This is a genomic window from Nostoc sp. FACHB-888, from assembly GCF_014696655.1.
Taxonomy (GTDB): Bacteria; Cyanobacteriota; Cyanobacteriia; order Cyanobacteriales; family Nostocaceae; genus Nostoc.
Genome location: NZ_JACJQM010000160.1, coordinates 1 through 9602, shown reverse-complemented (window position 1 = coordinate 9602; position 9602 = coordinate 1). Strand labels below are relative to the sequence as shown.

Sequence of the window (9602 nt, the reverse complement as noted above, 5' to 3'; positions counted from 1 at the left end):
AGTGTTTACGAGAGAACTGGTCAATACATCCCCAAAGACGACAAATTGCCAATGATACCGATGGTTTGGGGTAGCGGTTTTATAACTCAGGTGCAAGAAACTTTTAATTTAGATTCAGAGCAAACGTATAGGTATAGTACGTCAGCGCGTCTGGTGGACTGCTTTGGGATGTTTGATTATTTGTTGGGGATGGAGACAAGTCAATGAACCAAAGCAAAAAGAAACGCAAGTCTTTGAGTTTGCGGCTTCAACCTTATGAGGGTGATGTTTTAGCAGAGGTGGTTGATTACTTGAACTCGTTGCCCAAGGATGAGGCACAGCGTAAGGTGGCTGATATCTTGGTGGCTGCTTTCTTGCCAGTGGCGCGATTTAAGAGCGGTAATTTTACGCCAGAGCAGATCCGTTTTGCTTGCTGGGAAGCGCAGGACTCATTGAATAAACACGGTAGTTATATGCGTTTGGCTATGGGTGTGGAACAACCACAGTTTGTCTTGTCACAGCCAGCGTTGACTGCACCAGTTGTAGCGGTCAATGCCCCAGCTTACAAGAGTAATGTTTTAGAGTCGCCTGAGCTTGAGGGGGAAGCGGCTGATTCAATCAGACCTGCTTCAATAGTTCAAGGTCAGGCTTCGTCGCAAGAATTGGATGCGATTTTTGGTGCAGATTGAGCGAAGAATATTTGAACAATAGCCGCCGCAGTTGTAGCTGTTAACTGTGAGGCGGCTTTCAACAAAACCCTAAAAGAAAATTTAGAGCTTAAGGAACGGTCAGCCATTAACTTTGTGCATGACATTGTAGATTTTGAAGCAATACGCGATCGCATTTTATTTGAACTAAAGCTGGGCGACAGGCTTCAGGATATAAAACAGCCCAAAAAGCGCTCAATCAATTCATTGCAGAACTTAAACTCCTGGCTGAAAGCTTTATTTGACCGACTCAAACCCAAATTTCTCCTGAATGGTTGATTTTTTCATCTTTACAATGTTAAGCAATATTTCGCCAACAGTGTCTTCGCTATATCTACGCCAGATCGAAGATTTGGGAAATAAAACCTATATACTTAATACAAATTGATGAAATCCAACATTAGAGACCGTATGGAATAGACCAGTCCCGCAGTCACAAGCTTACGTTTGTAATCAGTTGGAAGCGCTACCCATCACAGTTTGTTTTTTCCTTCGCTTTAGCAGAAAACCTGTAGCGAAAGCACCAAAAGCTAATGTTCCCAATGTCAAATTGGGTTCGGGGACAGAGACGGATTTAGAGGAACGAAATGTCAATCCATTTAAAGACACTGAGTATTCTCCATCTGCATAATTTACGCTGTATGCAGTTGGATAATAGCCATTCTTAGGATAAAAGGTTGGTTGTTTGATAGGAGTAGTAGTATTGGGCTTGGTCTCAAGAAAAGAATTTGCGATCATCGGTTCCCAAAAAACCATCCGTCCATCATAGAACCCATAGATGAATGCCTTTTCCCATGGCGTTTGAAAATCATCTGAGGTGAAATCTCCATAATGTGATCCCATTCGCGGTTCAGCAGAATTAGGTGCTAATGCAAAACCATCAGGAATCAGTTCTGCTGGTGGTATCTTGTACGCTTTTTGCAAAAACTCCTCAGAATTATCTGCTGTTATTGCGTGACGTTCCTCTGGGGTGAGCATATTGAAATGAACATCGAAATGCGGCACATTGGTGACTCCTGCCGGTGCATGTCCAAGCGGATTATAGTTAAGCGACATATGAGTGAACGGCGTAGCCGCAGCCTCTTTTGGGAACAGAAGCTCATACTCAAATGTCGAATTGCCGATCCCGTCTAGGAGCGTTAGCTTCAGGGGATACTCTCCAAAATTGTCGGATTCTGTGGGCAACCTGGACAGTGCTGCTTCAGTAAATGAAACACCAATATCTGAGGGATTGGCATTATTATCAAGTTTTACCCAAGTACGCATAGAGCCATTTCCCAAAGGTTGTGGTTCGCCATAGAAGATTGAATCTGAGCCTAAGCGCGGGTCTATTGTTGAAAGTGAGTGTCCTGAATCTGAATGTAAGTGCAACCCATGTGCGTGTGCAGGTTCCAGCCCCGAAGAAAAAGCAGAAAGCACTGCTGAGGTAAGCAGCATCGGTAACTTTTTTACAGTAGCCATAGATAGGTGTCCCTTTAAAAAATCCATATAAAATAGACACTAGTGATGCTAAACGACTGCTAAAAAGAAGTCAAGAACTATTAGATATGGGGCCAAATGACTAAATCCGTGCGATCGCATCTTTGGAGTCGTGAAATAAGGCTAGGACTCTTCGCACCTACACAAATCATTGTAGAATTTTCTATTGAGGTATGAAGTTTACCGCTTCTTCCTGGTGCGATTCATGAATTCTCTGTAAAGAACATGATTTTTTTTCGGAACTTGCTACCATGTAAGCTGTATATCCCTACATACCGAACCACCTATACAGTAACCGGGGCATTGAATCTATGAAGCCCCATGTAAATTTATCGCGCTTTGCTGCTACTGCTCTCTTGTCAAAACTTGAGAGCAGTTTTGCATTCTCAATCAATAACAGCGAAGTGTGATCGCTTTGGACTTTGCAGCATTGGCTAGTATTCTAGTTAGACACTCATGGTAGTAACAGGGGATGAAGTATGGGAGAAGCTAAACGCAGAAAACAGCTTTTGGGTGATGTCTATGGTTCGCGGGTTAATTTAGAAGAATGCCCCATACCTTCAGAAATTAGCCTTGGATACGTGAGTGATGAAGCATTGGCAACCACAAAAGCCCAACTGCATAGGATGCCTGATGATTTTAAATCCACCTTTTTCATTGCCTTGACAAAAGCTCAAACTATAGTTGAGCCAGGAATTGTTTTCTCTGAAGCTCTAAAGTTTTCCGGTGGGGTTGGTGTCGAAGTTACATTCCGCTCCGACATTGAAACTTTTGTCAAATCCCGGTGTAATACTCCATCTCTGGGTTTACGCCTGATACAAAAGCTCAAAAATATAGACTACAATACTCATCGAGTAATAGCTATCCTTGCTGGCTCTGATACTCCCATGCTTCCGATTAATGTCTATTCTGTTCAGCAAATCGAAACTCTGCTTAAGTACCTCAATGAAGACAGATAAACATAGATGTAATGGCAAGAAATAGAAAAACCGCCTTCTTCAGATGAAAAATCGTTGACAGATGCTCAAATACACAGGGGCGGCGCGAACAATATAATTTCTACCTCTGCCATGAGGTATTGGCAGAGATAGAAGCACTTTCAATCGTCTATTCCACGAATGACTAATAACGTATAACTACTAACTAAATATTGATGTGACGTTGGGCATTGAGTCTCTTTACTAAACAAGGTAGCCTAATTAAAAGGAGATTCTGAATCGATTTTATAGATGCAGCTACCGCAAGAAGAAGCCGACTATTTCTTTAGCCTTTTTAAACCCCTATTGGTTTACACAAATCAAAAATTCCAGATAACCCCTGGTATAAAAAAGCCAGAGGACATAGAAAGGTATCCTTTTGAGTCAACAGTAAAAATTCGAGATAAACTTTACCAAAATCCCGAACTTTTTGATAGATTTATTCAAGAAAATATAAACAATTTATCGCCGGAAAATATTTCTATTATTCAAAGTTGGAAAGGCTTTATTCCAGGGAAATTTTTTGTTTTTCGTTACTTGAAGAAGTATACAGTTTTTCTGACTAATGATGAGCCTCCTAAAGCTTATGGAGTTCTGTCCTTATATAGCCCATTTGAAGAAATAGTTGGTTCAAGCCTCCCAAGATTAGTTGAGACAGTGTTGCTACCTTTCAAAGATAAAATTGTCTCAGATGGTATATTTAAGTCTTCTAACATCTTTTTTGGCCGTGGTGTACAGGGTTCACTTAAAGAAAATTATGAGTTAGCGAAGACAAGGTTTGGTATTATAACTTCCCTAACCGCCTCTGTGTCAGAAATTGAATCGCCTGAAATTGCCAAGTTAAAGACTTATTTAAAAAGTCAAAAAAATTTAGAAGAACATTGGGATGAAATACGGATTCTCAAGGAGAAAAGCTCCGAGCTAAAGCACCTTTACTACCAAGAGGTAGGTAAGATATATGCAAAAAAATATAGCAAGCAATGGCGAGAAATAGGTTTAAATGATGTCTGGTTTGCTTTCTTTGAGGCTATGCCGATTGCTAGTGGTAAAACCCAAGTTGATGTCGAACGAACAGTAAAACAGATTCTTCCTAAACCACAACAAAAATTTGTGTACTATTTTCATCTCAAAGGCAAATGATTTTGATATGAGAGATGCGCCTACACCTCTTAAGCGGTAGACATCAGAAGTGATCACTTTTTCCTTTTCTCCTCCATATATCTATGCCACAGTGCCAAAATAGCCACAATTTAAATGCAGTCTATTACTAGAGCAAGAACGGAAACCCTATTTTGGAAGTATGTAAGTATTGTGACATTCCAGACAATTATCAATAGCAATAGCTTAAGCTAACTAACGAAAGTTGCTTCATCAGTGAACGCTGTGTCCCTTAAGATTATTTCTTTTTTTAATCAAGCTGGTGGAACTGGTAAAACCACCCTAACGCAGAATTTGGGTTATCAGCTGGCTAAACGGAGACATCGAGTTTTGTTAGTGGATATTGATCCTCAAGCATCGCTGACTGCTTTTATGGGTTTAGAACCATTCGAGTTGAAGCAAACCATCGCTGATTCTTTGTTAAAAGATTCTCCATTACCGCTCCACCATAATTTACACAATGTAGACTTAGTTCCCAGTAACATTATTTTGAGTGCCGTTGAGGTACAACTTCATTCCGTAATAGCTCGTGAATGGAGACTTAAGCAAACATTATTAACTGTGCAAGACAGTTATGACTTTGTACTGATTGACTGCCCCCCCACATTGGGAATTTTCAGTATTCTGAGCTTGGTAGCTTCCACTCATGTACTTGTACCAATTCAAACCCACTTTAAAGCTTTTTTAGGCGTAGAACTGCTGCTAGATTCTATTCGCCAAGTAAGAGAACGTATTAATCCAGGTCTGACGATTGCTGGGGTAGTTCCTATGATGCACGAAAGCCGTACTAGCCAAGGTAAAGTTATTCTTGATGGCATCAATGAACAACTGAGTCCTATAGCTCCAATTTTTCCGGCTATCCCTAGAACAATTAGCTTTGCTGATGCTTCGATGGCAAGGCAGCCCTTGGCGGTTTATGATCCTAAACACCCATCTGTCCAAATCCTTGAAGCTATTGCTCAGAAACTAGAGGAAGTTTAATGCCACCAAGAAAATCTAATCGGGTAGCACCAAAGCTAAATACGGTTGATGCCTACCTTAGTAGCTCTTATAACTCATCTTCTACTACAGTTTCAATTGAAAAGATTCGATTACCACTCAAACAACCACGTCGCTACTTCGACCCGGAAAAGTTAGCCCAATTAGTACAGTCAGTCAGAGAACATGGCATTTTGGAACCAGTGCTGGTTCGTCCACTGCATGATGGAGAGTACGAGCTGGTAGCTGGTGAACGAAGGCTACGGGCTGCGCGTGAGGTGGGGCTAAGTGAAATCCCAATTGTCTCTCATGACTTGGATGATAAACAAGCTCTCCAAGTAGCTTTGATGGAGAACTTACAACGGGAAGACCTTAATCCAATAGAAGAAACTGAGGCAGTCCTAGAGATTCTGTCGTTTTCTTTAGAAATAGAACCGAGTGAAGTTGTATCTATGTTGCACCAGTCTTTCAACGCTAAACAAAGAGGTATTGAATTGAATCAGAACGTTCTGATTCAACTTGAGCAGATTGAAACAGTATTGTCACAAATAGGACGTTTCAATGCTGGAACATTCCGCTCTAGCCGACTTCCTTTGCTAAATCTTCCCGAAGATATTCTTTCTGTACTGAGGCGGGGCGAGATTGAGTACACTAAAGCCCAAGTAATTGCACGAGTTAAGTCAGAACAGCAACGTTCTGAACTACTCAAAATAGCTATTGCTGAAAATTTATCTTTGAGCGAAATCAAGACGAAAATAAAAGAACTAACACCTGAAACAGAAACAACCCAAGATAGAGTTTTAGCTAAACGATTAGTCGAAATTAGCAAGCGACTACAAAAAAATAAAGGAGTCAGTGTTCAGAAGAATCGAACGCGCATATTGAAGCTTTTGGATGAGTTAGAAAAACTCACATCAGAAAACTAGGCTGATCTAACACTGTCCTATATGGAGTAATCATGCCTACTGCTATTCATCTTTAGGCGTTAGATATCCGCGTGTTTTGTTGAGATAGTAATCACGCAGTATATTTTCTATATTCTGAATTAAGTCTTCCCTTAATTTTTCATATTGTTCTGAATCTATATTATTTTCTCTAAATAAAAGACCAAAACCATTATATGAAGAGTCTTTTTGTGCAATTTCTTTAGAGTTTAGTACCATTTCAGCAATATACTCAGCTATTTCATAATCAAAATTTTCAGGTAAAGTAATAGAATTTTCAGGGATATCAAGTATATTCTCGAACTCTTTGTTAAATTCCATATAATTCCCTAAATGTTGCCTTATCTGCCTTATTCTTCCACAACAACTGTAGTTCTTCTTCCGAGTTTTATCATTATTTTTGTACTTTTATATACACAGATAAGCTCTTGGCAGTATGAGCGCGACGGGCGGTTATGCTATCGCTGTAACGCACCTGTTGAGAACAATAAACGCCTTTATTAGTTCTGAAACTACAATAATTGAAGAAGCAATTATTTGGTGAAATTGTGATGCAATCAATTTTCTGGAGTGTAGAAGAAGTAGCCCTAAGAGCTAAACAGTTTTACGAAAACGGTATTCGTCAAAATGTCGAGTCTGGTGACAATATCGGCAAGATGATTGTGATTGATGCAGAAACTGGTGAATATGGGATAGATCCAACTGGTGTAGAAACAGCATTAAAGTTAAAACAGAAAAACCCTAATGCTAGATTGTTTACTATACGGATTGGTTATGATGTTGCTGTAAGTTTTGGTGGTGCAATGGAGCGTACTGCTGAATGATTTATGGAAAAGTAATCGATGGTAGGGCAATAGTTCCAGTAGTTTTTCGTTTACCTTCGCAGCCAGATTTTAATTTGGATTTTGTAATTGATACTGGATTTAATGACCATCTTACTTTACCATCACAGGCAGTAAGTGCAATGAATCTTCCCTTATATTCTAGTACCGAAGCAAGGTTAGCCGATGGTAGTCAAGCTTTATTATCTATACATTTGGCAACAATTATATGGGACGGTATAGAAAGATTAATTCCAGTTTTAGCTGCTGGTTATAAACCTTTGCTTGGGACTTCTCTCATGGCAGGATATCATCTAGAAATAGATTTTCAAGACAATGGTTTAGTTTCCTTAAAGAAACTCTAATCAATTAGTTGTTGTTTGGCTGAGTTCGGAATTATCAGAATAAGTTCAATTGTCCACGTTCATTAAATGGTAACTGAGTCTGTTTGTAAGACACTTTGCTTTAATTTTTGATGAAGAATGATTAAAAATATAAATAGTTGAATTTGCAAGCATGGATAAACTAACTGATGAGGAATTAGCTTTTGATAATGCCCGACTATACTTTTGCAGAATGCTGACAATTTGAAGTTACGGAAAGATTATGATTCCAGTAGAATATTTGAGGATAAAGGAAAAGGTAAGACAGCTTGCTCGTAAATCCGGCATAACAGCAATTGATAGCTGCTACATTAGTCTAAATTTAGAAGCAGAGCGCCCAGATTGGGGATTAATTGGGGGGATATTTTACCCAAATCACCTCGAAGAAGAGATGACGTCTCAAGAAGAAACTCTTACAAAAATTGCAGACAGCCTAGATATTTGGCTGGCGTTGGTTAGAGCTAATAATGTTGTTGCATCTTTGAGAAAGAAAGCACTCTCAACCAAAAAAATAGAAGATATCAGACACTACCTCGATGTTCAGTTCGTTTCATCTACGGCTACTGTCAACCATTAGTAATCTGGCACTTTTGGTGCAGGGTGGTGCTGGCAGCCAGGGTATTCTCCCAGAACTTATATAGAAATTAATATAGACATTAGTTGTGAATTTAAAAAATGACAAATTACCCATGAAACACACACAAAAAGCGATCGCATTTTTTAGTGTTATTGCCATACTGGGAGGTAAAGTTAATGCTATACCGCCTGCTAGCTCCCGTATTGTTATAGCAAGCAAAGGGACAAACATCAGTCAGGCTCAGGAAAAACTTGATCTGGAACTGCTAGCTAGAGCTATTACCGCTTTTTTACAGAGTGATCGCTATCTGACAGAATCTGAATCCTTGGTGAGTGCCAAGAAAGACGGTTTCGATTTAAATATTCAGGTTCAAACTAAAACTCTCGCCAAATCAGATGGAAAGTTCCGCTCCGAGATTACCTTTACCCAACCAGGCGGAAAAACAAAACTTTACACCCTGGTGATTTGCGATGGTAAACAAGTTTGGATTTACAAATCCGAATTGCAACAATACGCTATAATTTCCTATGCAGCTTTCAAAGAAGAATTCTTCATTGGTTTATCCTCCTTCGTTTTTCTAAAAGTACCTGAAAATACTAGAAAATTAATTGCTCAAAGCGATTCATCAAGCGAAATTCTCCAAAAGTTTGGTTTGGCTAACAATTCCGGGTTAAAAGAAGAAAAACGCATAATTGATGGCGAGGAGTTCTCTGCCTACAATTACACTGATGCCAAAGATGGATTTAGCTACAGTGGGCTTGTCCAACCAGCAACTGCAACTCTCAAGCAAATGCAAATCGGCGTTAACAGCGAAGGGTTAAATATTCTGGCTACCGAAAAAATTATTCAGAGAACTGCAAACCCAACTATAAACGCGCAGACTTTCAAATTTTTACCACCACCAGGCGCAAAAAAAGTAAAATCTCTTTCGATTCTCCCCTTCCATTAGCTCAAAGGTTCAACGGCAAACTCTATGTCAGTCGCTTAAATTTCTTTGAAGTAAGCTGTTTAGCTCTCCAAAATTTCACTGCTAATCAAATGTCCTAATTGGAAATGGTCTAACGTTTTATTAGATCACAAAACACTTTTGCAATAGCTCTAAGAGTTACGATCGGATCAATGGGATCAAGCCTCCCGTCGACGATTATCTGTGGAAGGGGTTTGTGTTTTTCAAATTCTATTTTAAGATAGTTGCTTAAATACCAAAGCGGTTCGCCGAATTCTTCGGATTCGTCGGCCCCCAATTCAATCAACAGTGATCTGCGTTTATTAATTTCTTGAGCAACTTTTTTGGCAAATTCGGCATTGCTTAGAGAGCTTTCGTCCGGTGCGTGATTAGCATCGAACCAAAGTACGTAGAGCGTGGAAACTAAAGTTCTTCTTTGCCAGATATGGGTGTTAGGAGAATCTAGAAATTCTAGCAGTAATTCTAAATCACTTGGATTAGCAAGCATCAAATCTTCGTCTTGTTGTGAGAAATGAAGCTCGTCGTTAATAGCCGAATGGCACTGAAATAAGCCAAGATATAGTTAAATTAAGCAGTCTGTAATTGACGGCGTAATTGATTTCTAGGTTGTTTCATTAATGGGTAAGCTTTGG

At 39.5% G+C, this 9602-nt stretch carries 13 protein-coding genes and 1 pseudogene; 11 read left to right on the top strand and 3 right to left on the bottom strand.

Features of this window, described 5'->3' with window-relative positions; all coding sequences use genetic code 11:
* The 3 genes and pseudogenes from H6G26_RS42185 to H6G26_RS34680 form a co-directional block, all read left to right on the top strand.
* Positions 1 to 207, top strand: a pseudogene (locus H6G26_RS42185) (hypothetical protein); the annotation flags it as partial.
* A complete protein-coding gene (locus H6G26_RS34685) occupies positions 204 to 668 on the top strand; it encodes a hypothetical protein (protein WP_190735677.1) in 465 nt (154 codons plus the stop codon). The pseudogene H6G26_RS42185 and the gene H6G26_RS34685, both read left to right, overlap by 4 nt.
* 114 nt (positions 669 to 782) lie before the next feature.
* On the top strand, positions 783 to 965 hold the full coding sequence (locus tag H6G26_RS34680) for a hypothetical protein (protein ID WP_190735679.1): 183 nt from the start codon (positions 783 to 785) through the stop codon (positions 963 to 965).
* Positions 966 to 1139: 174 nt separating this feature from the next.
* Here the strand turns inward: H6G26_RS34680 and H6G26_RS34675 are convergent, their stop codons facing one another.
* Positions 1140 to 2147: a DUF5602 domain-containing protein gene (locus H6G26_RS34675; protein WP_190735675.1), complete on the bottom strand. Its 1008-nt coding sequence runs from the start codon at positions 2145 to 2147 to the stop codon at positions 1140 to 1142.
* A 497-nt stretch (positions 2148 to 2644) separates the two neighbouring features.
* Between H6G26_RS34675 and H6G26_RS34670 the strand changes: the two genes are divergently transcribed.
* The 4 genes from H6G26_RS34670 (at position 2645) to H6G26_RS34655 (ending at position 6204) form a co-directional block, all read left to right on the top strand.
* The gene (locus tag H6G26_RS34670; RefSeq protein WP_190735672.1) at positions 2645 to 3124 is read left to right on the top strand and encodes a hypothetical protein; all 480 of its coding nucleotides are present in this window, start codon (positions 2645 to 2647) and stop codon (positions 3122 to 3124) included.
* A 324-nt stretch (positions 3125 to 3448) separates the two neighbouring features.
* Positions 3449 to 4282 carry a hypothetical protein gene (locus H6G26_RS34665; protein WP_242054102.1) on the top strand — a complete coding sequence of 278 codons (834 nt, stop codon included), beginning with the start codon at positions 3449 to 3451 and terminating at the stop codon, positions 4280 to 4282.
* A 243-nt stretch (positions 4283 to 4525) separates the two neighbouring features.
* Positions 4526 to 5281, top strand: coding sequence for an AAA family ATPase (locus H6G26_RS34660; RefSeq protein WP_190735668.1), 756 nt, complete (start codon positions 4526 to 4528; stop codon positions 5279 to 5281).
* A complete protein-coding gene (locus H6G26_RS34655) occupies positions 5281 to 6204 on the top strand; it encodes a ParB/RepB/Spo0J family partition protein (protein ID WP_190735665.1) in 924 nt (307 codons plus the stop codon). Before H6G26_RS34660 ends, H6G26_RS34655 begins: the two co-directional genes overlap by 1 nt.
* Positions 6205 to 6246: 42 nt before the next feature.
* Here the strand turns inward: H6G26_RS34655 and H6G26_RS34650 are convergent, their stop codons facing one another.
* Positions 6247 to 6543: a hypothetical protein gene (locus tag H6G26_RS34650; protein ID WP_190735663.1), complete on the bottom strand. Its 297-nt coding sequence runs from the start codon at positions 6541 to 6543 to the stop codon at positions 6247 to 6249.
* Positions 6544 to 6773: 230 nt separating this feature from the next.
* Here H6G26_RS34650 and H6G26_RS34645 point away from each other — a divergent pair, with 230 nt between their 5' ends.
* From H6G26_RS34645 to H6G26_RS34630, 4 genes are all read left to right on the top strand, one after another.
* Positions 6774 to 7046, top strand: a complete 273-nt coding sequence (locus H6G26_RS34645; RefSeq protein WP_185587978.1) for a hypothetical protein — start codon at positions 6774 to 6776, stop codon at positions 7044 to 7046.
* Positions 7043 to 7408 (top strand): clan AA aspartic protease, encoded by a 366-nt coding sequence (locus H6G26_RS34640; protein WP_190735661.1) that lies wholly within the window; start codon positions 7043 to 7045, stop codon positions 7406 to 7408. Before H6G26_RS34645 ends, H6G26_RS34640 begins: the two co-directional genes overlap by 4 nt.
* A gap of 241 nt (positions 7409 to 7649) precedes the next feature.
* Entirely contained in the window at positions 7650 to 8003 is a 354-nt protein-coding gene (locus H6G26_RS34635; protein ID WP_190735659.1) for a hypothetical protein, read from the top strand.
* Between the two features lie 112 nt (positions 8004 to 8115).
* Complete coding sequence (locus H6G26_RS34630) at positions 8116 to 8952, top strand: hypothetical protein (protein WP_190735657.1); 837 nt, start codon at positions 8116 to 8118, stop codon at positions 8950 to 8952.
* 109 nt (positions 8953 to 9061) lie between these two features.
* Here H6G26_RS34630 and H6G26_RS34625 read toward each other — a convergent pair whose 3' ends face one another.
* Positions 9062 to 9457 (bottom strand): hypothetical protein, encoded by a 396-nt coding sequence (locus H6G26_RS34625; protein WP_190735655.1) that lies wholly within the window; start codon positions 9455 to 9457, stop codon positions 9062 to 9064.
* Between the last annotated feature and the right edge of the window lie 145 nt (positions 9458 to 9602).